At 68.0% G+C, this 24,397-nt stretch carries 26 protein-coding genes, 1 pseudogene and 1 riboswitch; of the genes and pseudogenes, 14 read left to right on the forward strand and 13 right to left on the reverse strand.

Going from position 1 to position 24,397, the window contains the following annotated elements:
* The 4 genes from DK427_RS23595 to DK427_RS23610 all read left to right on the forward strand — a co-directional run bounded on the left by DK427_RS23595 (position 1) and on the right by DK427_RS23610 (position 5,018).
* Complete coding sequence (locus DK427_RS23595; RefSeq protein WP_109953512.1) at positions 1-786, forward strand: SDR family NAD(P)-dependent oxidoreductase; 786 nt, start codon at positions 1-3, stop codon at positions 784-786.
* Positions 787-911: 125 nt separating this feature from the next.
* The gene (locus tag DK427_RS23600; RefSeq protein ID WP_109953513.1) at positions 912-1,343 is read left to right on the forward strand and encodes a cupin domain-containing protein; all 432 of its coding nucleotides are present in this window, start codon (positions 912-914) and stop codon (positions 1,341-1,343) included.
* 3 nt (positions 1,344-1,346) lie between these two features.
* On the forward strand, positions 1,347-2,099 hold the full coding sequence (locus DK427_RS23605) for an SDR family NAD(P)-dependent oxidoreductase (RefSeq protein WP_109953514.1): 753 nt from the start codon (positions 1,347-1,349) through the stop codon (positions 2,097-2,099).
* Positions 2,100-2,858: 759 nt separating this feature from the next.
* Positions 2,859-5,018: a tyrosine-type recombinase/integrase gene (locus tag DK427_RS23610; protein ID WP_109953515.1), complete on the forward strand. Its 2,160-nt coding sequence runs from the start codon at positions 2,859-2,861 to the stop codon at positions 5,016-5,018.
* 330 nt (positions 5,019-5,348) lie between these two features.
* Here DK427_RS23610 and rnk (DK427_RS23615) read toward each other — a convergent pair whose 3' ends face one another.
* The 3 genes from rnk (DK427_RS23615) to DK427_RS26825 are packed head-to-tail and all read right to left on the reverse strand — an operon-like array spanning position 5,349 to position 6,463.
* Positions 5,349-5,867, reverse strand: a complete 519-nt coding sequence (gene rnk / locus DK427_RS23615; protein ID WP_425452500.1) for a nucleoside diphosphate kinase regulator — start codon at positions 5,865-5,867, stop codon at positions 5,349-5,351.
* A gap of 5 nt (positions 5,868-5,872) precedes the next feature.
* Complete coding sequence (rnk, locus tag DK427_RS23620) at positions 5,873-6,295, reverse strand: nucleoside diphosphate kinase regulator (RefSeq protein ID WP_425452501.1); 423 nt, start codon at positions 6,293-6,295, stop codon at positions 5,873-5,875.
* 15 nt (positions 6,296-6,310) lie between these two features.
* A complete protein-coding gene (locus tag DK427_RS26825; RefSeq protein ID WP_204165228.1) occupies positions 6,311-6,463 on the reverse strand; it encodes a hypothetical protein in 153 nt (50 codons plus the stop codon).
* A gap of 615 nt (positions 6,464-7,078) precedes the next feature.
* Here DK427_RS26825 and DK427_RS23625 point away from each other — a divergent pair.
* The 4 genes from DK427_RS23625 (at position 7,079) to DK427_RS23635 (ending at position 9,902) form a co-directional block, all read left to right on the forward strand.
* The gene (locus tag DK427_RS23625) at positions 7,079-7,525 is read left to right on the forward strand and encodes a GreA/GreB family elongation factor (RefSeq protein WP_109953516.1); all 447 of its coding nucleotides are present in this window, start codon (positions 7,079-7,081) and stop codon (positions 7,523-7,525) included.
* Positions 7,526-7,643: 118 nt separating this feature from the next.
* Positions 7,644-8,573, forward strand: coding sequence for a universal stress protein (locus DK427_RS23630; RefSeq protein ID WP_109953517.1), 930 nt, complete (start codon positions 7,644-7,646; stop codon positions 8,571-8,573).
* A gap of 126 nt (positions 8,574-8,699) precedes the next feature.
* Complete coding sequence (locus DK427_RS26830; RefSeq protein ID WP_204165229.1) at positions 8,700-8,858, forward strand: hypothetical protein; 159 nt, start codon at positions 8,700-8,702, stop codon at positions 8,856-8,858.
* 39 nt (positions 8,859-8,897) lie between these two features.
* Positions 8,898-9,902 carry a VOC family protein gene (locus DK427_RS23635; protein ID WP_245930688.1) on the forward strand — a complete coding sequence of 335 codons (1,005 nt, stop codon included), beginning with the start codon at positions 8,898-8,900 and terminating at the stop codon, positions 9,900-9,902.
* On the opposite strand, the gene DK427_RS23640 is transcribed toward DK427_RS23635, so the two are convergent.
* A complete protein-coding gene (locus DK427_RS23640) occupies positions 9,813-10,772 on the reverse strand; it encodes an AraC-like ligand-binding domain-containing protein (protein WP_109953518.1) in 960 nt (319 codons plus the stop codon). The genes DK427_RS23635 and DK427_RS23640 overlap by 90 nt on opposite strands.
* A gap of 121 nt (positions 10,773-10,893) precedes the next feature.
* Between DK427_RS23640 and DK427_RS23645 the strand changes: the two genes are divergently transcribed.
* Both DK427_RS23645 and DK427_RS23650 read left to right on the forward strand, forming a co-directional pair.
* Positions 10,894-11,337 (forward strand): DUF6894 family protein, encoded by a 444-nt coding sequence (locus DK427_RS23645; RefSeq protein WP_109953519.1) that lies wholly within the window; start codon positions 10,894-10,896, stop codon positions 11,335-11,337.
* A gap of 185 nt (positions 11,338-11,522) precedes the next feature.
* A pseudogene (locus DK427_RS23650) lies at positions 11,523-11,844 on the forward strand (Ros/MucR family transcriptional regulator); the annotation flags it as partial.
* Here DK427_RS23650 and DK427_RS27260 read toward each other — a convergent pair.
* The 5 genes from DK427_RS27260 to DK427_RS23670 all read right to left on the reverse strand — a co-directional run bounded on the left by DK427_RS27260 (position 11,790) and on the right by DK427_RS23670 (position 16,402).
* Positions 11,790-12,446, reverse strand: coding sequence for a zinc-binding metallopeptidase family protein (locus DK427_RS27260; RefSeq protein ID WP_245930689.1), 657 nt, complete (start codon positions 12,444-12,446; stop codon positions 11,790-11,792). The pseudogene DK427_RS23650 and the gene DK427_RS27260 sit on opposite strands and share 55 nt — an antisense overlap.
* Positions 12,386-13,204: an amidohydrolase gene (locus DK427_RS27265; protein ID WP_245930690.1), complete on the reverse strand. Its 819-nt coding sequence runs from the start codon at positions 13,202-13,204 to the stop codon at positions 12,386-12,388. The genes DK427_RS27260 and DK427_RS27265 overlap by 61 nt, the downstream gene beginning before the upstream one ends.
* Positions 13,205-13,329: 125 nt before the next feature.
* The gene (locus DK427_RS23660) at positions 13,330-13,953 is read right to left on the reverse strand and encodes a trimeric intracellular cation channel family protein (protein ID WP_109953520.1); all 624 of its coding nucleotides are present in this window, start codon (positions 13,951-13,953) and stop codon (positions 13,330-13,332) included.
* 12 nt (positions 13,954-13,965) lie between these two features.
* Positions 13,966-14,700, reverse strand: a complete 735-nt coding sequence (locus tag DK427_RS23665) for a L,D-transpeptidase (RefSeq protein WP_109953521.1) — start codon at positions 14,698-14,700, stop codon at positions 13,966-13,968.
* Between the two features lie 307 nt (positions 14,701-15,007).
* Positions 15,008-15,097, reverse strand: a riboswitch (glycine riboswitch).
* Positions 15,098-15,436: 339 nt separating this feature from the next.
* The gene (locus DK427_RS23670) at positions 15,437-16,402 is read right to left on the reverse strand and encodes a LysR family transcriptional regulator (protein ID WP_109954348.1); all 966 of its coding nucleotides are present in this window, start codon (positions 16,400-16,402) and stop codon (positions 15,437-15,439) included.
* Positions 16,403-16,506: 104 nt separating this feature from the next.
* Here DK427_RS23670 and DK427_RS23675 point away from each other — a divergent pair, with 104 nt between their 5' ends.
* From DK427_RS23675 to DK427_RS23685, 3 genes are all read left to right on the forward strand, one after another.
* Positions 16,507-17,682: a DSD1 family PLP-dependent enzyme gene (locus DK427_RS23675; RefSeq protein ID WP_204165348.1), complete on the forward strand. Its 1,176-nt coding sequence runs from the start codon at positions 16,507-16,509 to the stop codon at positions 17,680-17,682.
* Positions 17,683-17,711: 29 nt separating this feature from the next.
* Positions 17,712-18,074 (forward strand): Rid family hydrolase, encoded by a 363-nt coding sequence (locus tag DK427_RS23680; RefSeq protein ID WP_109953523.1) that lies wholly within the window; start codon positions 17,712-17,714, stop codon positions 18,072-18,074.
* A gap of 68 nt (positions 18,075-18,142) precedes the next feature.
* Positions 18,143-19,270, forward strand: a complete 1,128-nt coding sequence (locus DK427_RS23685) for an asparaginase (RefSeq protein ID WP_245930691.1) — start codon at positions 18,143-18,145, stop codon at positions 19,268-19,270.
* Here DK427_RS23685 and DK427_RS23690 read toward each other — a convergent pair.
* The 4 genes from DK427_RS23690 to DK427_RS23705 form a co-directional block, all read right to left on the reverse strand.
* A complete protein-coding gene (locus DK427_RS23690) occupies positions 19,264-19,974 on the reverse strand; it encodes an HAD family hydrolase (RefSeq protein ID WP_281276968.1) in 711 nt (236 codons plus the stop codon). The two genes, DK427_RS23685 and DK427_RS23690, sit on opposite strands and share 7 nt — an antisense overlap.
* An 82-nt stretch (positions 19,975-20,056) precedes the next feature.
* Positions 20,057-21,028: an ornithine cyclodeaminase family protein gene (locus DK427_RS23695; protein ID WP_109953524.1), complete on the reverse strand. Its 972-nt coding sequence runs from the start codon at positions 21,026-21,028 to the stop codon at positions 20,057-20,059.
* Positions 21,028-21,702, reverse strand: a complete 675-nt coding sequence (locus DK427_RS23700; RefSeq protein WP_109953525.1) for a helix-turn-helix transcriptional regulator — start codon at positions 21,700-21,702, stop codon at positions 21,028-21,030. Before DK427_RS23700 ends, DK427_RS23695 begins: the two co-directional genes overlap by 1 nt.
* Positions 21,699-22,844 (reverse strand): threonine synthase, encoded by a 1,146-nt coding sequence (locus DK427_RS23705; protein ID WP_109953526.1) that lies wholly within the window; start codon positions 22,842-22,844, stop codon positions 21,699-21,701. Before DK427_RS23705 ends, DK427_RS23700 begins: the two co-directional genes overlap by 4 nt.
* 180 nt (positions 22,845-23,024) lie before the next feature.
* Here DK427_RS23705 and DK427_RS23710 point away from each other — a divergent pair, with 180 nt between their 5' ends.
* Positions 23,025-24,338, forward strand: coding sequence for a dicarboxylate/amino acid:cation symporter (locus tag DK427_RS23710; protein ID WP_109953527.1), 1,314 nt, complete (start codon positions 23,025-23,027; stop codon positions 24,336-24,338).
* Positions 24,339-24,397: the final 59 nt, after the last annotated feature.

A 24,397-nucleotide genomic window follows, 5' to 3' on the forward strand; every position in this document is an offset into this window, starting at 1 on the left:
ATGGACGCCTTTTCCGATCTCAGGGGCAAGGCCGCCCTCGTCACCGGCGGCAGCCGCGGCCAGGGCGCCGCGCAGGCGCGGCTGCTGGCGCAATCCGGCGTCGCGGTCACGATCTGCGACGTGCTGGCCGACGTGGGCGAGACCTATGCCACGAGCCTTCGGGACGAGGGGCTGGAGGTTCGCTTCCAGGCCGCCGACGTCACGGCGCCGGAGGGCTGGGACGCGCTCGTGGCGGGCGCGCTCGCGTGGCGCTCGCGCCTCGACATCCTCGTCAACAATGCCGGCATCATCAACCGCACCGGCGTGGCGGCGACCGATCTCACCGCCTGGAACCGGGTGCTCGCCGTCAACCTCACCGGCGCCTTCCTCGGCATCCGCGCGGTCGCGCCCGCGATGCGCGACGCGGGCGGCGGCAGCATCGTCAACATCGCCTCGAACTCGGCCTTCTCGGGCCATGCCGACCCGGCCTACACCGCGAGCAAGTGGGGCCTGCGCGGGCTCACCAAGACCGCGGCGATGGAACTCGTGGCCGACCGCATCCGCGTCAACGCGGTCTGCCCCGGCCTCGTCGTGACCGGCCTCAACGCCGGCTCGCCACACCTCGCCCCGATGATCGGCCTGACACCGATGGGTCGCGCGGGCGAGCCCGACGAGGTCGCTCGCCTCGTCCGCTTCCTGGCGAGCGAGGAGGCGAGCTTCATCACCGGGGAGGATTTCGTGATTGACGGCGGCTTCACCGCGGGCGCCGCCTATCGCCGCGTCGCCGTTGAGACCAGCCTTCTGTGATCATCTAGAGCCGTATCCGACCTGATTGCATCAGGCCGGCGTCTCTCGGTTCTTGTTTTGCCGCGCATTCTCGCGACGAACCGGTTTCCACTTCGTCGGAATGCGCACTAACGGAGGAAATACGCATGTCCGATCACGTAAAACCCATCGTCACCCGTGCCGGCCAGGAGGACACCCGGACGGGCCAGTCCGGCGGCGCCGTGCGCGTCTCCGGCGTCAGCCCGCAGCACACGCCCGCCACGCGCATCTGGTACGGCAAGGTCAGCAACGAGCCGGGCTACCGCTCGCTGCCGCACCATCACGGCGAGGCCGAGACCGGCGGCTACGTGCTGAAAGGCCAGGCGCGGATCTATTTCGGCGCGGACTACGCCGAGTACATCGACATGAGCGAGGGGGACTTCGTGTTCGTGCCACCCTTCATGCCCCACGTGGAGGCGAACATGAGCCGAGACGTCGAACTCGTCTGGCTGACGGCGCGCACGCCGGAGAACATCGTGGTCAACCTCGACGACGTGACGGATGCGAGCCTGCCCGGCTACGTCCGGCCCGGAGCCTGAGCTGTGGACAACGTTCGCCACGCGGTCGTCACCGGTGGCGCCCGCGGCATCGGCCGCGCCATCGCCGAGCGCCTCGTCCGCGACGGGGCAACCGTGACGATCCTCGGCCGCAATGCCGAGGCGCTGGGGCGGGCCGTCACCGAAGGTGCCGCGCATCATGCGCTCGCCCTCGACGTGACGGACGGGCTGGCGGTCGCCCGCGCCTTCGCGGAGATCGCCGCGCGCACGCCCATCGACATCCTCGTGGCCAATGCCGGGGCGGCGGAGTCTGCTCCCTTCGGCCGCAGCGAGCCGGCTCTGTTCCAGCGGATGCTCGACGTGAACCTGTTCGGCACCGTCCACGCCGCGCGAGCCGTGCTGCCGGGCATGTCGGCGCGGGGGTTCGGCCGGATCGTCGCGGTCGCCTCGACCGCCGGGCAGAAGGGCTACCCCTACGTCTCGGCCTATTGCGCGGCCAAGCACGCGGTGGTCGGCCTCGTCCGCTCGCTCGCCCAGGAGACCGCCCGCAGCGGCGTCACCGTCAACGCGGTCTGCCCCGGCTTCACCGACACCGACATCGTCGGCGACAGCCTGGAGCGGATCGTGGCAACGACCGGCCGGGACCGCGACGCGGCCCTGGCCTCGCTCGTGCGCCACAACCCGCAAGGGCGCCTCGTCCGCCCCGAGGAAGTCGCCGACGCGGTCGCGTGGCTGTGCGGCGCGGCATCGAGCGCCATCACGGGACAGACGATCGCGGTGGCCGGTGGCGAGGTCTGACCTGAGCTTCAAAATCTGAGGAACGGGTCGAGCACCACCATTCTGGGACGGACCCATCGGCCGGCGCTGCGATCTCACCGAGCATGACCCGCAAGGTCAGCTTTCCAGCCACAGTTCAAGGTCTCCAAATGGCGCGATCCGACCGCTGATGCAGTCCCGGCGCCTGGCTCGCGTCCGGGATCTCACGAGTTGGCGCCGGTGCGCGATCGGGCCGGGTCAGGCTGTGAGGCATCTAGGCCATGCCGTTGACCCAAGTCCACACGGATGGTCCACTGTGCAGGTCCGAACCCTGCCTGAGGCGGGCGATCGAGGGTCCAAGCCCTTGCCGTCGCACCCTGCTGCGTAGGGCTGAGAATCCTGGCGCCCCAGCCAAGCCTCAGCTAAGTCATTGATCTAATTTCGATCCATGCTCAGCTGCTCCCGCGGCTGCGCCGATTGTACGCAGAGCTGTTGCACGCGCTTGTCCACAGGGGCAGGCCGTTGACGATTTGTTCTAACGTCTACCGTCGCGGAGCGGTATACTGGTGGCGTAGGCGATTCCGTTGCGATGAGCGGACACGACCGACTGGTGCCTCTGTTAAGGGGAGTTCCGCCACGGTCGCTCTGAGCCTGGGCACGACCGACCCATCCAGTGCGCGCACGCTCGGCTGGGCGCTCAACGCGGAAAGCCTCCGCGTTCGGGACGATCCCGCCAGGCGCACCACCAGCCAGATCCACGACCATCTCCGCGCCTATGTCGACCGGGAGCGAAGCGCGCACTTGACGCGCCTGCGGCGCGACCTCGATCCGCCGCGTGATCCGCTCGTCGGCGACTGGCCGGCGCTGATGGAGAGGCGTGCGCGAGAGTACCGCATCTTCGGGCGTCTGCAGGCGCTCGCCGGCGAAGACGGTTTCGATGCGGGGTACGACAGCGAACTCGATGCGCGCCTGAAGCAGGAAGGCTTCAGCCTGACGGAACGCGGAGCGATCCGCCGCCGCATCGTGAACGGCTACCTGCGCGATCTCGGACGTCCTGACGAGACCGGCCGGCTCACGCCACCTCGCGCCTATCTACAGGCAATGCTGATCAGCATGGGCGAGCCCGTGACCGAAACCGGACTGACAAAGTGCCTGCGCGGCCTCGCGGCCGTCTTGGGGTACGTCTCGCGCGAGTTCGCCACGACCTATGCCGAGGCTCGCCGCGATCCGCGGGAGGCCTGGGCCAACCTCTCGGCGACGCATGCCAGGGGTGAGATGCCGTGTGGCACGCTGGGCTGGGCCACATCCGAGTTCGACGGGGCCGACAGCTTCGAGTGGGGCGACTTCGAGGTCCAGGCCCCGGCAACGCCGCCTCAGTCAGAGGGCAGCGATGCAGATCCGGCAAGTCCCAAATCCGCGCCCGTCGGCCAGCCGGCACCCGACCAAGACCCCATGGCCGACCGCAACCATCCACCCGTGGCATCAATTCCTGCGTCGTACCCTCTAAAAACGGATCCCGTCGCACAGGAAGAAGCGGCAAGACCATCGTCTGGAGCTTCTGAGCTTGATGGGGAGGATCGCGTTTCAGCCGCCACCGATTACAGCCCAGATGTCGATCAACCGGGTCTGGACGATGCGCGTGAGGGAAGCGAAGCCGATTCCGGTTCGGTCACGAACTCGCTGACTAAGGTGGTCGAACAGCTCATCACGCACAAGGGCACCACCTGGGATGCGAAAACCCAGCGTCAGCATCGGTCGGTCGCGGCGATGCTGGGCGATATCGCCGGCACCGACGACCTGCGGCGGATCACGCACGCGCATCTCGCTGCCTACGTCCAGAACCTTTCGAACCTGCCTAAATCCTACGGCAAGAGTTCACGCGATGCGGATCTGTCGATCGCAGATCTCGTCGAGCGTGGACGAACGATGAGGGCCGCGGGTCAGGCCGAGAAGGTTGGGCTCAGTCCCGCGACGGTCAACCGGCATATCACCCAGCTCTCGACGATCGCGAAGTACTGCCGCGCCAAGCAACGCCCGATCGGGCAGGTCGAGCTCCTGAGCGACTTCCGGCTGATCGACCCGGAACGGGATGGAGAGAAGCGACCGGCCTTTGAGGTCGACGAGGTGGAGACGCTGTTCGCGCATCCCGTTTGGACCTCGACGGCCTCGGAAGAGGATATGCTGCGGGTCGCACGGGGGCAGCAGATCTTCGCTGCCGTCTACTGGCTGCCGCTCCTGGGCTACTACACCTGCGCGCGCCTGTCCGAACTGGTCTACCTCGAGCTCGGCGACGTCGATGTGGAGCAGGCCACGCTCAAGATCCGGCCGACACCCAGACGGCGCCTCAAGAACGCGGTGTCGCGTCGGACGCTGCCGCTCCATCCAGAGCTGATCCGCCTCGGCTTCCTGGAATATGTGCGGGGCAGATCCGGTGCACGAAGCGATCTGATCTTCGCGGAGATCGCGCAGTTTGGCGAGAACACGCCCTTGTCGAACCTGTTCGACAAGCGCTGGACGGTCGTTCTGGACGAAGCCGTTCCCTCGGCCCGTGAGGAGCACAAGACATTCCATTCCTTCCGGCATTTCGGCAATACGGAGATGATCCGGAAGCTGGTGCTCGATCCGATCCGCGAGTCGATGATGGGCTATGAGGGCGCCACCGTGAACTCACGGAACTACAAGAAGACGCTCAAGCCCGAAGATCTGCGAACGGCCATTGCCGCCATTCCCGAAGTTACGCGGGATTTACGCGCATATGACTGGACGCTCATTGGGCCATCGCTGATGCTCGGCTCTTTGGGGGACCAAGTACCGGCAAAGGGACGTTGGTCGCGCCGCCGATGCCTCTCGTCATCGTCTCCTCACTCTGCGCGCAAGGACGCTGCGAAAGGAGCTGGACGTTCCTCCCCGCATACGAGAGCGTGTCCACGCCGAAACGAGAAGCCGCTTCACCTGCCTTGAAGACCCATGCGCCACGTCAGCTTCGGTGATCAAGCTCGCTGAAGCCGACGTGCCGTTTTGCGCTCAGTATCGGCCATTCAGTAGCCTTCCGGCATCTCAGAAACGGACATCGGCGCAGATCGGATCATAGGTCTCAGACGCGCCAGGAGACGACTTTCGAACTTGCGCGGCTTACTGTCCGCTTATGATCTAGGAGCAGCCACTTCCGGGCGACGGCATGCACGAGGAGGCTGAGTTACTAGCTGGACGCGGCGTGTGCACCAGCCTGAATGAGCGCGGCGCACGGTCGAGACCACGGCCGGCCGGTCCGGGGGCCTGCCTCAACCGGGACTACGGGCTCCGGAATCGGACGGCCTCGTGAAAGCGATCGCCCGTCACGGCGACCTCGTAGGGCTGGAACAGGACCCGCACAGCGGTCAGGCCCCGTAATCCACCCGATGCGGTGCGCCAGCGGATCGACTGCCCCTCAGACAAGCCGAGGAGCGCGGCCCCGACGGGCGAGAGGACGGAGACCGCCGGAACCTCCGCATCCTCCTCGCCGGGATAGACGAGCGTCACACACCCGACGTGGTCGGTGACGTCGTCCCGGTACGCGACCCGCGCGTGCATGGTCACGACCTTCGCCGGTACAGCCTCCGGAGGCACCACCGTGGCGCGGTCGAGTTCCTCCGCCAGCCAGGCGGCCACTTCCGCCCGCGGATGCGGCGGCCGCGCGGCGACCACCACCGCGCGCAGCGAGCGCAGGTCCGTCATCGGGATGATCAGAGACGGTCGTTCCTCAAAGCTGGCGGGTACGGACATCGAGATCTCGTCAGGAGAGGACGGTTTGCGGGCACGGCGGCCTCGCATACGGTTCAGGCAAAGGCAGGCTCACGCACGTCCAGCACCGTCAGGCGCTTCGCCGCGCCGGTGCGCGTCACCCAGTCGATCGACTGTCCCGTGCCCAGGCCGAGCAGGGCCGCGCCGACCGGCGTCAGCACCGAGATCCTGCCCTCGCCGATGTCGGCCTCGCCGGGATAGACGAGGGTCACCGCCTGGACCTTGCCCGTGGTGTCGTCCCGGAACTCGACCTCGCAGCCCATCCGGACGAACCCGACGGCGGCCTTTCCAGACCGCACGACCTGCGCCCGGTCGAGCTCGTCCGCCAGGTAGCCAGCCACCTCCGGCATGCGGTCCATGGCTGCCGTCGCCAGCCCAGCCAACCGCTCATGGTCCTCCGCCGTCACCTTGATCTTCGGCAAGCTCCTGCCGCCGGCGGCCTTCCTCGTCATATCCATCTCGCAAATCCTAGCTCAGGCGGCGCGCGGGCCGGGGTCGTCGTCCTCGCCCGCCGGGACAGGCGGCTGGTTCAACTGCGGCCGCAGCAGGGGAACGACCGTTCGGTCGCGGGTATCGTCGGTGGTAGGTTCCGGAGCGGGGGACGGCTCAGGCATGTCGTCGGTCATGGGGGCCTCCTGCGCGAGTCGAGGCCGCGACGCCGGGGTCCTGGCGTCGCGGTCGCGCGAACGCGGACCCGGCGGCATCGGGTGCCACTGGCCTGCGCCTCATGGTCTGGAATGGGTACCGTCGAGCCTCTCGGCCGACCCTCGGGCGCTTCGCGGAAGCTGTCCCGGCTACCCCGAGCGGGACGGGCGGAGACGCACCGTCGGCTCGGGGCTACTTGCCCGCGATCAGGTTACCTGCCCGGAGCAGGCCACGGTTGAGGGTCGCGTCGAACGGCATGACCCCTTCAGGATTGGTCAAGCGGCAGCGCTTGTCAAACTCGCCCGCCAGTCCCGGACGGGGTGCCTCGGCCCGGCTTGACACCGCGCGGTGCGGTCCCGACGTTAGGGGTGTCATGTCGAACCGCCTCCAGAGCATCCGCCTCCTGGCGCGCTCGGGCAGCCTGCAAGCAGGCTCGTAGCCCTGGCGCTCCGCCGGCCCTTTCACGGGCTGCGGCCGAGGCCAGGGACGATCTCCAGCAACCCTTCCGCTCGCTCGCGCGGCGCCCTCCCGGACGCCGCCGGGGCCGTCCGTGCGCGCACCGGCCGCGCCGGCCGGTCATGCTGTGAGGTGCCAGGATGCACGCGGTCCATGAACTTCCGCCCATCACCGTCACGACCCGCGACTTCGACCGGCTCGTGACCTTCGGCCTCGACGCCTACCTGCGCGGCGAGAGCCACGCCGACTTTCTGCTCTGGGAGCTGAAGCGCGCGACCCTGTGCCCGCCTCGCGCGCTGCCGGGCGAGGTGGTCTCGGTGAACTGCCGGGTGCTCTACCGGCTCGACGACGAGCCGGGCGTGCGGGGCCACCTCCTCGTGCACCCCCACGACCTCACCAGCTTGCCCGACGAGCTCTCGGCCGCGTGCCCGCTCGGGACGGCGCTGCTCGGCCTGCGCGTGGGGGACCGCATGCCCTTCTGCGACAACCGCCTCGGCACCCAGCACGTGGTGACCGTGGAGGGCATCGGCTGGCGCTTCGTCGACGAGCCGGTCCCCGGCCGCACGCTCGCCCCGCGCAAGGCCTAGCCCCGGTCCCGCGGTCCCAGACAGGAGCCCGTCATGACATATCCACACCCGGGGCAGCCCGCCCCGGGAGGGATCGTGCACGTCGTCGGCGCCGGCCGACCCGAGCAGAAGAGAGACCATGCGTATCCTCGTCGCCACCGACTTCTCGCCTCGCTCGCAGCGGGCCGTGCGACGCGCCGGCATCCTCGCCGGTCAGCGCGGGGGCGACGTCATCCTGGTCCACGTGGTGGACGGCGCGCGCCCGCGGGAGGTCGCGCGCGACCTCCGCGAGGCGCAACGCATGGCCATCGAGCAGATCGCGGTCGTGCCGGAGCTCTTTCGCGTCGCGTGCCGCCCGCTCGTCATTGCAGGATGTCCTCCCGAGGCGATCCTCGACGCGGCAACGGCTCACGGGGCCGACCTGATCGTCGTGGGTGTCCCCCATAGGACGGCTGCGCGCGATTCCGGGCGGACGGTCCGCAGCCTGATCCGCGCCGCGGCATGCCCGGTCCTCGTCGTCGGCCGGTCCGCCGCGGGCCCCTACACCGGGATCGTGGTCCCGGTCGACTTCTCCGAAGCTTCGGCGCGGGCGCTGCGCAGCGTGGCGTCGCTCCGGCTCGCGGACGACGCCGACGTCACGGTCGTCCACGCCTTCGAGGCCCTGGGCAAGCCGAAGCTGTCCGCGTTTGGCATCGCGCGCGAGCACATTGAGGGCTACGTCGAGAGCTGGCGGTCCTCGTTCGCCGAGGAGGTCGAGGCCTTCCTCGAATCCGACGGTCTTGCAGGGTGGAACTGGTCGAGGCGGGTGGAGGAAGGGCCCCCGGACGAGGTCATCGTTCGCCTTGCCGCGCGGAGGCCCTCGGAGCTCCTCGTAATGGGCACGCATGCCCGAGCCGGAATCCGGAAGGCCTTTCTGGGAAGCGTCACCGAGGACGTCCTCGCCGCAGGCGGCATGGACGTGCTGGTGGTCCCCCCGCCTCGGTCCGGTGCCGGGCGCGGGTCAGGACCATCCGCGCACGCCTCGGCGGGCCGGGCCGAACGTCCGGCCTTGAGGGTCGTGACCGCGTGAGCGACCACGCGACTCGCCCCTCAAAGGCCGGCCGCCGCCGCACGTGTGGGCGGGCTTGGCAAACCGCGACGCGGCACGGTTCAATCCGCGAACGTCGGGACCACGTGGTTCGGCGAGGAAGGCTCGATGAGGATCATCGCCGCCCGGGCGACGGCCATCGCCCTCATGCTCCTGGTGCTGGGCCTGGCACGCCGGCTCGGGCAGTTCGGCACGCCCGCCGCGATCGAGGCCGGCCTCGTCGCCGCGGCGGCGGCCACCGTGGTCCTGCTCTTCGCCCGTCGGTGAGACGCGAAGCTGCGGCCCGAACGATCCTGGAGGGCGACCATGGGAAACCCGACACCTGAACCGGCCAACGCCGGGTTCGATACCGGTTTCGCCAAGGCGCCCTACCGGATCGGCACGGTGACCTTGATCGCGCGCGACGCGAGCGCCCTCGCGCGCTTCTACCAGGACGTCCTCGGGCTCGCTCCCGTCTCGCGGGATGCCGGCACGGTGCGCTTCGGCGTCGGCGATACCGTCCTAGTCACGCTTAGGCGGGATCCGGCGGCCCGTCCGTGGACATCCCGGGAGGCGGGGCTGTTCCACACCGCCTTCCTGCTGCCGGGCCGCGGCGACCTCGGCGCCTGGCTCCTGCACGCCGGCGAGCTCGGCATCACGCTCACGGGCGCCGCCGACCATCTCGTCAGCGAGGCCGTCTACCTCGACGATCCGGAGGGCAACGGCATCGAGATCTACGTTGACCGCCCGGCCGAAGCCTGGACATGGGCATCGAACGGCACGGTCGTGATGCGCAACGACCGGCTCGACCGTGCCGGCATCGTCGATGCGGCCGCCGGTCCCTGGGACAGGATGCCGGCCGGCAGCAGAGTGGGGCACGTCCACCTGCAGGTCGGGGGCCTCGACGTGGCGGAAGGCTTCCACACGGGTCTCCTCGGCTTCGACGTCATGTGTCGCTATCCGGGTGCCCTGTTCCTCGGCGCTGGCGGCCATCATCACCAGCTGGCTTGCAACGTCTGGAACAGCCGCGGCGCCCCCGTGCGCGACGGCGCGACGAACCGGCCTCGCCGAGGTCGAGCTGCGCGCCGAGGCGCCGATCCTGATGGCTGCGCGGACGTGCTGGCGGGACGGCGGCCTGCCCCTGGTCGAGGACGGGGACGCGCTCCTCGTGGCGGACCCGTGGGGAACGCGCTCGCGCCTCACCCCCATGCCCGGGACGACGGTCCGGGCTCGGCGCTGCTCTCAGCTCCGGGCGCGCGCCTGCCGACGGCACGCGCTGGGCAATATTCCGTAGGCGGCCCTGAAGCGACGGCCGAAATGCGTCATGTCTGAGAACCCCCAGCCGTAGGCGATCTCGCTCACCGTCCGGTGCATCTGGCTCGGGTCCTCAAGCGCGTCCCGACAGCGGGCGAGGCGCCGGGCCTGGATGAGCCGGCCCAGCGACGTGTCCTCATCGGCCAGGATGGCGTTGGCGTGGCGCGTGCTCACGCCGGCGGCGGCCGCGACCGCTTCCGTGTCCAGGCCGGGGTCGGCCAACATCTCCTCGATCGCCGCGTGCAGCCTCATGCGGACAAGCGAGCGGGTCGAAGAGCCGGGCGATACCCGCCGTTCCGCGGCCTTGCCCAACGCGAGCGCGAGGAGGTCGAGCAGGTGCGTCTCGACCATGTCCTCGGCCGCCGAACGCAATCGGCCGGCCTGAGGGGGCAGCATTGCCAGATATCCGGCCGCCAGCCTCCCCTCGGCGGTGCCCGAGGTGAGCGGACGCGCCGTCAGGTCGTGGATCGCCCCGAGGCGGCTCTCCAGCGCCCGTCGCTCCATGATCACCGTGAGGACCTCGGAATCCTCGGAGAAGCATCCCTCGTGCGGCAGCCGCGGGTCGACCAGCGCGACTTGCCCGGGCTCCAGCACGGCCTGCCGGCCATTCTGACGGAGGGTCTTCGTTCCCGACAGGGGCATGAAGACGAAGAGCTGCTCGTCGCTGGGCTGGCCGCTGTGGCGCTTCGTGTGCGAGATCCGAAGCTCCGAACTGCGTGCGAGCGCAAGCTTGATCCCGCCGATCGCGCCGGCGCGAAGTTCCGCCCTGAAAGCTCTCCTCCGGGCCGGGACAGCATCGTTCTCGATGATGTCTCGGCGGATGACGCTCATCCAGTAGTCGAAGCGGTCGCGCGGGTGGAGGCCGACCGTCGTAAAGATTTTTCGCATGACGCCTTCTCGTGCGGCCGAGAATCCATTCCGAGGAAGCCGATCCCGCACCCTGCCTGCTGGCTAATATGGCCCATCGACAGCGGGAATAGAGGCGCCCGCGACGACGGGCGGAGGACGCGTGCCGCGCTTCTATTTCGACATCGAGGTTGTCGGGACCGTCCGCGATGACGAGGGCCACGAACTTGCGGACCTGGATGCCGCGCGACGTCACGTTCGACGTGTCCTCGGCACTCTGCTCGCGCACGAGCTGCGCCGGGGCGGATCAGCCCTGATCGGAGTCCACGTGCGAGACGAAGCCGGGGAGCGCGTCGCGACGCTCGTCGGGCGCGGCGAGGTGTCGATCGACGAGATGACGGAAGCGTCTGCCGGTGAGCGTCTTCCCCAAGCGGACGGCTGCACGCCGAGCCCGCTGGTCCGGGCTGCGAACCACGCCGTCGCGGCGCAGGGTGCCATCCAAGAGGATGGGGACACCTCCCTCCGGCACCATGCCGAGATGCTGAGGTGGGCTATCGGGCGAATGATGATGCGGCGCCTCGCCCCGAAGACCCATCCCAGGCTTTAACGGGCGCAGGCGCCCGGTATTACAGCCTTGTACTTCCGGATCCGGAGACAACGCGACTGAATGCAAGAGGAGCTTTTGAAGTATTCTTCGATGGACTTCAACCACGACCGGGCATCCGCGCTGCTCGACTCGCCGGCGGGATTGTCTCGGCCGACGTGTCGAACAACTCCCTTCCCGCCGCCGCAATGCCGTCCCTGATCGCGAACGTGCATCTCGCCCTGCGAGGGTTGGGCGATGTCGCATCGGCCGCGTGCGCAGCGCCTGTCGAGACGTTTGAGAAGCCGACGCCGGCTCAGATCAGGAAATCCATCACCCCGGACGTTTTTGATCTCCTTCATCGACGGCAGGCCCTACAAGAACCTCAAGCGCCACATCGCAGCCCACGAGCTCGATCCCAAAGGCTATCGAGCGCGCTACGAGCTGCCCAAGGACTACCCTATGGTGGCGGCGAACTACGCGGCCCAGCGCTCCGCACTGGCCAAGGCCATCGGCCTCGGACGGCCAGGCGCGATGGGCTGAGGACGGCAAGCCGAAGGAGCGCGGTCAGAAGACCGGTTGACCGCGACCTTGCGCCAGGGGCTCCTCGGCGCATCCACTTGAGCCCGAGGCGTGCGCCCCTTCAGGGGCATCAGCGCGCGCGGGCTTGCGGCCGTGGGAGCCAGCCAGGCGCCGGCCGCCGCGAGCATCGTCTCGACGCCCGTGCGCAGGGTTGGGTTCAGGACCGGGGCGAACTCGGGTGAGTGGTTGGAGGGAAGCTCGTTCAGGGTGCCGGCCTTCTCGGCCTCGGCGTAGCGCTTCGGATCGGTACCGCCGACGAACCAGAACACGGACGGCACGTCCCAGGCCCGGGCGAACTCGGTAAAATCCTCGCTGGCCGCGGCATTACCGGAAGGCTGCACCCGCTCGTCGCCGAGACGCCGTTTCAGGGCGGCCGCCACCTTGGCGGTCGCGTCTTCGTCGTTCACCGTCAGCGGGAACGGCCCGAACATGGTGATGAGCGGCGGCTTCGGGGCACCCGACATCGACGCCTCGCCGGTGACGATCCGCTTCACCGACGAGAGGACCGTGTCCCGCACCTGATCGTCGAAGGTGCGGATGTTGAGCTGCAAGTCGGACTGATCCGGGAGTGCAGGGACCCGACCGTGACCACCGCACCGTCGGTCGTGGCGACCTCGCGCGAGACGATGGTCTGCAGCCGCATCACGGTTGCCGCCGCCATCACGACCGGGTCCACGGTGGATTCAGGGCCGGAGCCGTGGCCGCCGCGGCCGTACAGCGTCATCTTCAGGCTGTCGCTGCGGGAGAGGACGGGACCGCTCTTGAGGCGTACCTGCCCGGCCGGGAACGGCAGCACGTGCTGCCCGAGGGTGACGAACGGCTTCGGGAAGCGCTTCATCATCCCATCGCCGACCATCGCGCGAGCGCCTTCGCCGATCTCCTCGCCGGGCTGGAACACGGCCATGATGGTGCAGCGCCACCCGGCCTTGTTCGCGGCGAGGATTTGCGTCGCGCCCATCAGCCAGGTCACGTGCAGATCGTGTCCGCAGGAATGCGCGATCGCGGTCTCGCGGCCGGACGCCGGATCGGTGCCGGTCTTCACGCTCGCGTAGGGAAGCCCCGTGTCCTCCTTCATCGGAAGCGCGTCCATGTCGGCACGCAGGAGAACCGTCGGGCCCTCGCCATTGTGCAGGAGCCCGACGACGCCGGTGCCGCCCACGCCCTCCGTGACCTCGAAGCCCTGCTCCCGCAGCCAGCGCGCGGCGATGCCGGCGGTGCGCCGCTCCTGCATCGACAGCTCGGGGTTGGCGTGGATGTCCCGGTAGATGGCCTCCAGCTTCGTGAGCTGGTCGTCCGAGGGACCGGGCAACGCGCCTGTCCCGCAAGATGGGGACCGGAGAGGACGAGCAGCGCCGCGACGGCGAGGCTTCGGAAGCGTTCCCGGAACGGCCTCCTGGCTGCTCCTCGTCGAGAGAGGGCTTATCACGTCCCGTTCTAGGGGCCCGCGGTCCGGGGACGATAGCGCGGGAGCGCCCAGCCGAAGCGGAGCGAGGCGGCACGCACGGCGAGGCAGACCCCGAAGCCGGCCCCGAGCGCGACCTCCCGCGGCACGCCGAAGGCCGTCAGCCCGACGAAGGTCGCCGCCCCCGCAAGCGCCGCGGAGGCGTAGATCTCCCGGCTGAGGATCACGGGACTCTCGCCGCCGAGCAGGTCGCGGATCACGCCACCGAAGGTCGCGGTGACTACGCCCATGACCACGGCGACCGTCGCGCTCGCGCCGGCCTGCCAGGCCCGCTCCGCGCCGGCCACGGCGAACAGCGCTAGGCCGAGCGCGTCGAGCCACAGGACGGATCGGTACCGGGATTGCGGGATGTGGGCGGTGAAGAACACCGCGCCCGAGACGGCGAGGCAGGCCAGCAGGTACGCCGGCTGGCCCGTCCAGAACACCGGCAGCCCAAGCAGCAGGTCCCGTAGGGTGCCACCGCCGATGCCGGTCGCCGTGCCGAGCACGGCGAAGCCGACGAAGTCCATCTCCTTGCGGGAGGCCGCGAGGGCGCCGGTGACCGTGAAGACGATCACGCCCAACCAGTCCAGGGTCGCGGCAACGGTTTCGAACATCGGCTTGGCCCGTCACTTGAAGAGCAGGACCTGGTTGTCGGAGCGGGGACGGTCGTCCCACTCGCTCTGCACCAGGATCTCGGGTTGGGTGGTCTTCACCACCACGGTCGTGCCGAGCGGGACACGGCCGTACAGGTCGAGGACGTCCTCGTTCAGGAGCCGGATGCAGCCCGAGGAATCCGTACCGCCCACCGTCCAAGGTTCGTTCGTGCCGTGGATGCGGTACAGCGTGTCCCGCTCGCCCTGGTAGAGGTAGAGGGCGCGGCATCCGAGCGGGTTGTTCACCCCCGGCTCGACGTATCGCGGGATGTCGGGTCGGCGCTTCAGCATGGCCGCGGTGGGCCGCCAGCCCGGCCACTTCGCCTTGCGCTTGATCACCGCGATGCCTGACCAGGTGAAGCCGGCTCGACCGACGCCGATGCCGTAGCGGATAGCGGTTCGGTCCTCGCGGACGAGGAAGAGGAAACGCTGGTGCGTGTCGATGACGACCGTGCCACCCCGCTCCAGTCCGTCGTAGTCCACAAGCTGCCGTCGGAACTCCGGTGGCACGAGGGCGAGGTCGACCCTCGGGATGTCGAAGGGCTCGTCCGGGATCGTGCCGACATACCAGGTGTCGCGGCTCCGCGGCGCGTGGACGGGCTGCGGGGCCTTCGGCGCTTCGGGCTCGGTATCCCAGAAGAAGGCGTGGGCGCGGGCGGGCGCCAGGAGGGTGGCGGCCAGCAGTAGGGAGCGGCGTGTGGGCAGCATGGGACGACATCCCGATTGGTATTCGAAGGACGGCACGGGATCGGGCACGCCTGCGCGATGCGAACAGGGCGCGCAGCGTCGTTGCGGCTCGCGGGCGAGCCGGGTCCCTATGCGGTGAGGCCAGCGCGAGCCGATGGGCTCGCAGCGTGTCAGGCTATGGGGATGTCATCGCGCAGGCCTCCGAGGTCGCTTCGCGCGCCATGCGCGAGCCCCCTCTGTCATCGGCCTGAGAGTTTCGCCGGCGCCTCGGACGAGGATTCGGCTTACACCATCGGCGGGAGCGCGAGCTCCGCTTTCCAGAGTGTTGAACGAACGAGCGGTCCGGGTGCCTGAGAGTTTCCGGGGCGGTTGCTCCTTCGGCGGCCGGTTCGCACCGGCTCTCTCCCGCTCGTCTATGCCCCACCTTGACCGTTGATTTATGGCCAAACTGTGGGATCGGGCCAATCTTTCGATAGCTTGCTATCGAAAATGTGTGCCGCGGCACGAAGGTCAAGTGCGCCTGAGCCGCTGGCGCAGCGTATGTCCACGGTCCGACGTCCGGCATTTCCTGCCCAGCCGACCTTCGCAGCGCCACCAGCGAATGTCCGGTTGGGGTCATTAGCTGTCATCAGATCGCTGCCCGAAAGCTGGCCTCCAACTTTGCTCCGGTCCCTGCGACAGAAGCAGACCTCGCTGATCGGACCGACAGCGTGCCTGTCATGAGGACAATGACGAGGCGCAGCTACTGCCAGAAATCTCAACGGCACTGAGGAGCGGCAACGCTCATGCAAGGGACGTCCGTAACCATGTTCCTCCACGGTGTCGGGTCCAACGTTTGTTTGAGCGCATCGATGAACCGACCGATCCGGGCGGCTCGCGCCTCCTGCCGCGCGCTCAGAAGAACGACGATCGGTGCCGACGGCAGCGTGTGGTTCTTCAGAAGCCGAACCAGTCGGCCTCCCCGGATGTCGTCCGCCACGTCCCATTCCGATCGCATGACGATACCACGCCCGGCTATTGCCCAGATGCGCGCCACCTCGCCATCGTTGCTGGCCAGAGAGGGCGCGACGCGGACGCGTTCCTCGGCGCCGCTGTCAATGGAGCGGAAACGCCATAGCGTCACGTCCTCGTCGTTCTCGCGCAATGCGATGCAGCTATGGGTACGCAGATCGTGCGGATCGGTTGGCGCGCCCTGCCGGGCCAGATAGCTTGGTGCCGCGCATACCCAACGCTCGTTGGGTGCGAGGCCTCGCACGATCAGGCTCGGCGTAGCCGCCTGGATCTCGCCGACATGGACGGCGATGTCCCATGTGCTCGAAGGCACGCCTCCGATGCGATCAGAGAGGGCCAGATCAATCTTGATCCGTGGATGTGCCTCTTGGAAAGCCGCAACCACTGGAGCCACGTGGCGGCGTCCGAACCCGAGGGGCGCGATGATGCGCAGGTGCCCGCTCACGTGCCCCTGCCGCTCGGCCAGGGCCTCGTCGAGGTCGTTCAGTTCTGCAAGAACACGGCGCCCGCGCTCCGCGAGCAGTTCGCCCTCGTCCGTCAGCGTGAGCTGTCTCCCGGCCCGGACGATGAGGTGCGCGCCCAGTCGTTCCTCCAGCGCGCGCAGCCGCTGCGTGACAGCCGGCGCGGAGACGTTGAGGTCGCGCGCGGCCGCAGCCAGCGAAGGCGCGCAAACGATGGCGGCGAAGAAACGAAGATCGTCGGTCGTCAGCATTAAGCCCAACCTTAAGGCAGAACATAGAAGCCGTTAATGGCCAGATGCGGCTGTTCTGTGGTTCCTGTCCGGCCGAGAGGCGCGCCGGAATAAGCACCATGTCGATGACGGAAACCACAGGGGCCGGCGGGACGTCCAAGTCCACCGTCACGCTGGACGCGCTTCAGACGCCCTGCCTGCTCCTCGATGAGGCGCGGCTCCGGGCGAATGTCGATCGGATGAAGGCGCATCTCGCCGGACTCGGCGTCGCGTTCCGGCCGCACCTCAAGACTGCCAAGTCGCTCGACGTCGCCCGCGTCGCCATGTCCGCGCCAGAGGGGCCCGCCATGGTCTCGACCCTGCGCGAGGCAGAGCACTTAGCAGCGGGCGGCGTGCGCGACTTGATCTACGGCGTCGGCATCGCTCCAGCCAAGCTCGGCCGAGTCCAGGGGATCCGAGCCGAGGGCGCCAACCTCACGGTGGTGCTTGACTCCGCCGAGCAGGCCCTGGCGGTCGCCGCCTGCTCCCGGGCGACCGGCGATCCGATCCCCGCGCTGATCGAGGTCGATGCCGACGGGCACCGCGCCGGCGTGGCACCGGGGGACGCAGAGGCCTTGCGGGCGATCGGGACAATCCTGCACGAGGCCGGCGCCCTGCGCGGCGTGCTGCTGCATGCCGGCGACAGCTACGCCATCGAGCAGGATCCCGAGGCGCTCGCGCAGGCCGCCGAGACCGAGCGCCGCGCAGCCGTGCTGGCGGCCCAGACCCTGCGCTCAGCAGGCCTCCCCTGCCCGGTGGTCAGCGTCGGCTCGACGCCAACTGCCCGCTATGCGCGCGACCTGACGGGCGTGACCGAGGTGCGGGCCGGCGTCTTCATGATCGGCGACCTGTTCCAGGCCGGGATCGGCTCGCACGCCGTGGACGACATCGCGCTCAGCGTGCTCGCGACCGTGATCGGCCACCAGCGCGCCAAGGGCTGGATCGTCACTGATGCCGGCTGGATGGCGCTGTCGCGCGACCGCGGCACCGCGCGCCAGCGGGTCGACCAGGGTTACGGCGTGGTTTGCGACCTCGACCGGCGTCCCTATCCCGACCTGATCGTCCGCGACGCCAACCAGGAGCACGGTATCGTGGCGCTGCGCCCCGGCTCGGCGGCGGACCTGCCGGATCTAGCGATCGGCGCGCGCCTGCGCATCCTGCCGAACCACGCCTGCGCGACGGGAGCGCAGCACGACCGTTACCATGTCCTCGACGGCTCCGGCGGCGTCGGCGCGATCTGGCACCGCATCAATGGCTGGTAGTTACGAAATCATCAGGGGGAAATACCGAAATGCAAATCGCTTACGATAACCCCGACGATCTTAAGCATCGCTCCGACGCCGTGGTCTTCAATGGGTTGGCTTACATCTCTGGAGCTCTTCCGCACGATGTATCGGCCGCGGTGGCGGATCAGGCAGCGCAGGTTCTCTCACAACTGGATGCGAGACTTCGCCGGGTGGGTACCGAGAAGTCGAACATTCTCTCGGCTGCGATCTGGCTGGCGGACGTCGACGGAGACGTCGCAGCGTTCAATCAGGTCTGGAACGCCTGGGTCGTACCGGGCCGGCTCCCGGCCCGCGTCTGCGTTCAGGCGGCCCTGCAGGGCAACGCGAAGGTCGAAATCGCCATCGTCGCTGCAGTCCCAGCGGCCTGACAAGCGGCTCCTGCAACGCCAACGCGAGCGGAATTTTTACCCTCGTCCATTCTAGGGAGGAAACGATCATGCCGAACGTAGCCACGACGAAGCGCGGCAAGATCCATCTCGGACTGATGCTCGGGGTTTCGTTGACCCTGCCCGCGGCCGGGTTCGCGATGGACGCTCCCGCAGCCAAGCCCGCCATGGATCAGGCTGCTCAGACGGCGGCCCAGCCGCGCGTCGTCGTTCTCGCCACCGGCGGGACCATCGCGGGCACGGCCGACCCGCGCTCGGCAATCGGCTACAACTCGGGGACGGTAACCGGGCTGCAACTCCTAAAGGGGGTACCCGGCATCGAGAAGTTGGCCAACCTCAGCTCCGAGCAGATCTCCAACGTCGGCTCGCAGGACATGAACGACAAAATCTGGTTCCAGTTGGCGCGCCGGATCAACGAGATCTTCGACCGCGACGAGGCCGACGCCGTCGTGGTCACCCACGGCACCGATACGATGGAGGAGACGGCCTTCTTCCTCGAGAACGTGGTCCGCTCGGCAAAGCCGGTCGTCCTCGTCGGCGCGATGCGGCCGGGTGGATCCACCGGTGCCGACGGCCCATCCAATCTCTATCAAGCAGTCCAGGTCGCAGCGAGCCCGCAGGCCGGGGGCCGTCACGTCATGGTTGTGCTGAACGACGAGATCCACGGCGCCCGGTGGGTCACCAAGACCAACACGACCTCCGTCCAAACCTTCCGCTCTCCGAACGCCGCACCGCTCGGCTATGTCGACCCGGCGCACATCCGTTTCCTCGCGCCCGCCATGCGGACAGGAACGAGTTACGACCTGCCGACTGGAGAGCAACTGCCGCGTGTCGAGATCGTCTATGCGCACAGCAACATGGACGGCTTGCAGATCGATAACGCCGTCCGCAACGGGGCCAAAGCCATCGTCGTCGCGGGCGAGGGCGACGGCAGCGCCTCGAAGGCGGCGCTCGACGCCCTCGCTCGTGCCGTTAAGAAGGGGGTCATCGTCGTCCGCTCGACCCGGGTCGGAGCGGGCTTCGTCAACCGCAACGTCGAAGTCGATGACGACAGGAGCGGCTTCGTGGTGTCCTACGATCTCAACCCGCAGAAGGCCCGAGTGCTCGTGCAACTGCTCGTCGCCAACGGCATTACGGGCGCCGACCAAGTCCAGCAGGCCTTTGCCGCGACTTACTGAGAGACGGGTCCAGATTCGAAATCGACCCTCGCCGTCCCATCATCAAGTGTGCGGCCCCGACCGGACGCATCCGGAAACCGAGCGAGGGCAGATGCGACCTCGATGAGATCGCGCGCAACGCCGAGGCAAAGCGCCCTGATCTCCTCGGTCGCGGTCAGCAGATCCGGCACCATGATCGTCATCATGCCGGCCGCGGCCGCGGCGCGGACGCCGTTGTGCGAGTCCTCCAAGGCCAGGCAGTACGACGTCTCGGCGCCGAGATGGTGGGCGGCGGTCAGATAGGGAGCCGGATGCGGCTTCCCGAGGGCGTAGTCCTCCTGCGCGACGACGTGCCGGAAACGGTCGGCGAGCGCATGGCGACGCAGGTGTTCCATGACCCGATAGCGCCGCGAGGAGGTTGCGATAGCGCAGGGGATATCCAGGCGCTGCAGCAAGTCGAGCAGTTCCGGTACACCCGGCTTCAAGGCGAGGTGGTCCTCGCATAACGCCCCGAAGCGGGTGCGCCACATCGCTCTCACGCCATCCAACGGGAAGGCAGCTCCATAGTGTGCCAGGATCCGCTCGCGCATCGCCCACCCGGGCTGCCCCAGCATGGACTTGTAGAAGGCGTCCGTCATCTCATGGCCGTGGGCGGCCACGCTCTCGATCATCGCTTGGAGGTAGAGGCGCTCCGTGTCGAAGAGCAGGCCGTCCATGTCGAACACGACGGCAGCAGGCCTCCTTGGGATCAGTAGCGGGGCCACGAACTATCAACCCACGATCCGGACCGCCGACAGCATCCCTTTTTTACCAGGGCCATGGCGTGCGTGTGCCGTGACCGCCGTCGCGGGCACGGCTCTCAAGCATTCCGGCGACCGTCAGGTCCTGCAGGGCGAGACCAGTCATGTCGAAAACGGTGATGTCTGTCGCTGCCCGCACAAAACGTACCCGGCCTGTCAGCACGTCGCCGATCTCCGTCACGTCGAGGTGGTCGTACCATTGGCTCTCGCCGATCCGGTGGGCCTGTTCCTGGTCGTCGACCACCACGCGAGCCTTGTCGAGAAGGCCGGGGGGCAGTTCGCGCTTGCCCTTGGTGTCCGCGCCGACCGCGTTGATATGGGTGCCGGGTTGCACGGCCTCTGCGGCGAACAGAGGGCCGTTCCCAGGGGTGGCTGTGATGACGACGTTGCTGGCCGCGACAGCGGCACTCGCATTGGTCACATGCCGTATCGTCCGGCTCTGCGCGAACGCCGCCTCGAAGTCCGCGTCCGGCTCACCCTGGGCCGTGAGGTAGCGGACCTCGCGGATCGCCGGAAGCACCTCGAGCGTCCGTGTCAGTTGAACCCGGGCCTGGACGCCCGTCCCGAAGATACAGAGCCTGGCACTGTCGGGCCGCGCGAGATGCCGCATCCCGAGCGCGCCGGCCGCACCCGTGCGCGCCGTGGTGACGGCGTTGCCGTCGATCAGGCAGGTCGGTCGGCCTGTTGCCGGATCGAACAGCATGATCGTGGCTTGGTGGGGTTCGCTGCCCCGGTCCCGGTTCGTCGGCCAGAAGCCGGCCGCCTTGAATCCAAGCAGGCCCCGTGCCTGAACGTCGCCTGATTTGATGCCGAACACACCGCCCGTATCGAGGTGTTCGCGCACGACTGGGAACACTCGGCCCTGCCGCTCGCTGTGCAGTACGAAGGCTGCGCGCACGGCCTCAAGCACCTCGGTGGGGTTCAGAAGCGGCTCGACCTGCGGACCGGACAGGATCAAAAGTTCTGCGTCGCTCGGCATCAACTGGTCGTGTCCGTGAGGTGCTTGGTATCGGCGTAGACGGTAGCGCGCGACACCCCGAGATGGGCGGCAATGACCTCCGAGGACCGGCGCACGTCCATGCAGCCGGCGTCCTTGAGCTCACGAAGAAGGACCCGCCGCTCGTCGGTCTTCAGGGTGCGCGGCGTGGTGGCCAGTCGGGCGGCGAACTGGTCGATGCGCGCCCGGATGGCGTCGGCGCCGGTCGGGTTCAGTGACTCCTCGACGGAAGTCGGAGCGTCGATCCGGGTGAATTGCCCGATGGCCGCCTGGAGGCTCTGGAACAGCGTCAGGTCGATGTTCAGGCAGAGCGCGGCAACGTAGTTGCCCTCTGCGTCCTTGATGCCGATCGACGTGCTCTTGGCCTGTCGCCCGTCCGCGAAGGCGTTGGCGTAGTTGGCAACGACCTGGGGATAGTCCGGGTCGGCGATGCGCGCGAGCCCGAGTTCGGTCGCCGGCTGACCGACCCTGCGGCCGGACAGGTTGTTGTGGATGGCGACGATCGCGTTCTTGGGATCGGTCAGGTCATGCACCACGACCTCGCAGAACGGCGCGAAGGTCGCCCCAAGCCCTTGGGCGATCTGCCTGAGTTGCGCGAACAGGACCTCCTGATCCGCGGCGACTGAACGTGGCGGTCCCGGCTTCTTCCTGGTCACGATCGGCTTTCGTCCTGCTGCACGAGGTCGGCGACAGTGGAGGCGGCCTTCAGTCCGGTGCCCGTGACGATCACCACGGTGGTCTCCCCGGCCTTGATGGAGCCGGCGCTGGACAGTTTGTCCAGAGCTGCGGCAGCGCTCGCACAGGTCGGCTCGGCGAACAAGCCCTGCCGGGCGAGCCGGCCGAGGGCGCATACGATCTCCTCCTCGCTCAGCGCGACGGTGCCGCCTTCGCTCTCGCGAATCGCCGCGATGATCTCGCCCAGTCGCATCGGACGCTTGATGGCCGTGCCTTCGGCGATGGTCTTATGCACCGCGCGCGCGACAGGAGTATCCATGCCGGCCTGGAAGCTAGCGTCAATCGGCGAACAGTTCAGCGGCTGCGCCGCGAACAGGCGCGGCAGCTTCGCGATCTGGCCGGCCTTCAGGAGCTCTCGGAAACCGAAGGCGCAGCCGAGCAGGCTGCTGCCCGCCCCGACCGGCATGACAACGTTGTCGGGTGCCTTGAAACCGAGATCCTCCCAGATCTCGTAGGCCAGCGTCTTGGTGCCCTCCAGGAAGAACGGCTGCCAGTTGTGGCTGGCATAGAAGGTTCGGTCCGACTGGCGGATAGCCTCGGCTTCCGACTCCTCGCGGGGTCCTTCGACCAGTTGCACCTCGGCGCCGTATGCGCGCACCTGCGCGATCTTGGCCGGCGACGTGGAGGCCGGCGCCAGGATCTTCACCCGCAGGCCGCCCGCGGCTCCGAAGCCCGCGACCGAGGAGCCGCCGTTGCCCGAACTGTCCTCCAGCACGGCATCGACGCCGATCTGGCGGAGGAAGGAGAGCATCACCGACGAACCGCGGTCCTTGAAGCTGCCGGTAGGGTTGAACCACTCCAGCTTGAACAGGGGACGCAGATCGCCCCACGGCCGCTGCACCAGTGGGGTGCAGCCCTCGCCGATCGTGATCGGGTCGGCGATGCCGACCGGGAGGGATGCGCGGTAGCGCCAGAGCGAGCGGGTCCGACTCTCGATGTCGTCCCGCGAGATGCCGGCACCCGGGGTGACGAGGAGCGGCATGCGCTCGTCCGAACACCAGCGCGGAACGTCCAGCGGATAACGGCGCCCATCCCGGGGATCGACGTAGCTGGCGGGGATCATGCGGGCCTCCTGAGCGGATCGGAAATGTTCTTGCCAAAATATCCATAATTGGACGATATGTCCAGATGACGGGTAAATCAGACAGACCGTCCGGGGTTCCACCTGGACGCACGCTGCGCCTCCCGTCTTCCGGCTCGAGATCCCGATCGCCGGAGTTCGCGACCACAGGGAGAAACATCCATGCACGCCGGTCCATCCGCGAGCACGAACAAGCTCACAAATCTCATCATGATCAGTCTCGTCGCCGGCATCGCCGTCGGCTACGCGTGCAATCGGTTCGCCGCCTCGCCGGAGCAGGCGAAAGCCATCGCCGGCTACTTCTCGATCGTCACGGACATCTTCCTGCGCATGATCAAGATGATCATCGCCCCGCTCGTATTCGCCACGATCGTCTCCGGAATCGCCAGCCTGGGCGCGTCCGGCGGGGCCGTCGGCCGAATCGCCGCCCGCTCGATGGCGTGGTTCATCTCAGCCTCGCTGATCTCGCTCGGCCTCGGGATGCTGTTTGCCAACCTGTTCGCTCCGGGCCGGTCGCTGACCCTGCCTTTGCCGAGTGCGGGCGCGACGACCAACTTGGCGGCCTCCAGCCTCAATCTGAAGGACTTCATCACGCACGTCTTTCCGACGAGCATCGTGCAGGCAATGGCTACCAACGAGATCCTACAGATCTTGATCTTCTCGATCTTCTTCGGATCCGCGCTGGCAGCCTTCAAGAACTCGCTTGCGAGAAACACCGCGGCCCTGATCGACGAAATGGTGCACCTCATGCTGCGCATCACCGACTTTGTGATGCGCTTCGCGCCGCTCGGCGTCTTCGCCGCCATCGCCGCCGTGATCACGACCCAGGGTATCGGAGTCCTGGTGAGCTACGGCTACTTCATCGCAAGCTTCTACCTCGGGCTTGCCGTACTCTGGCTGGTTCTGATCGGGGCGGGCATGGTGGTTCTCGGCCGTCCGGTGTTCCACCTGCTGAAGCTTCTGCGTCAGCCGATGCTGCTCGCCTTCTCGACCGCGAGCAGCGAGGCGGCCTTTCCGAAGACGCTGGAGCAGCTGATGCGGTTCGGGGTCAAGGAGCGCATCAGCGGCTTCGTGCTGCCGCTCGGCTATTCGTTCAACCTCGACGGCTCGATGATGTACCAAGCCTTTGCAGCGCTGTTCATCGCGCAGGCTTACGGCATCGAGATGAGCTTCGCCACGCAGGCGACTCTGCTGCTGGTCATGATGGTCACCAGCAAGGGAATTGCCGGCGTGCCGCGCGCGTCGCTCGTCGTCGTCGCGGCGACTTTGCCGATGTTTGACCTGCCGGCCGGAGGTCTGCTCCTGATCCTCGGTATCGACCAGTTCCTCGACATGGGCCGTACCATGACGAACGTCATCGGCAACGGCATCGCCACGGCTGCGGTGGCCAAATGGGAGAACGAACTGGTTCCGGCCGGGAGCGAGCCGACGCTGGCAGTCGAAGGGACTGTGACCGAGCAGGCAGTCGCTGCCTGATCACCGACGCACTACTGAGAGCCATGGGCGGAGGCCGGCGCGGCCTCCGCCCGACGCGT

The organism is Methylobacterium radiodurans (genome assembly GCF_003173735.1).
Lineage (GTDB): Bacteria > Pseudomonadota > Alphaproteobacteria > Rhizobiales > Beijerinckiaceae > Methylobacterium > Methylobacterium radiodurans.